General features: G+C 47.5%; 1 protein-coding gene. It reads right to left on the bottom strand.

Annotated features, from left to right (window positions below; translation table 11 throughout):
• Window positions 1–6: 6 nt before the first annotated feature.
• Window positions 7–282: hypothetical protein (locus L9G74_RS20220; protein ID WP_238898567.1), on the bottom strand; the 276-nt coding region annotated here is incomplete at its 5' end.

The following is a 282-nucleotide window of genomic DNA, read 5'->3' as shown; positions in this document are numbered from 1 at the left end:
CGGCGGCTAGTTATCGCCGCCAGAAACAATGCTCCAAAAATAATAAAAGTGAATATTCCGTGCTCGTAAAAGAACGTTGCCGCCGCCGTCGTGGCACTGATTGGTGAAGTTTTCGACCAGATAATCTATTTCATCATCGGCTAATGCTAAGCCCATATTGCGGTTAGCCCGCTGTACGCCATGGCGGTATATCAATTCAGTGAACAGTATGCAAGCGCAGTGCCCCAAACAGTATTTGCCATTAGCGGGCAGCTGTATTTTGTCGGTAACGCTGAATGTGTT

Origin of the sequence: Shewanella electrica (assembly GCF_022321485.1) — a bacterium.
Classification (GTDB): Bacteria; Pseudomonadota; Gammaproteobacteria; order Enterobacterales; family Shewanellaceae; genus Shewanella; species Shewanella electrica.
The sequence above is the reverse complement of the archived record's forward strand: the minus strand, read 5'-3'. Positions and strand labels throughout refer to the sequence as shown.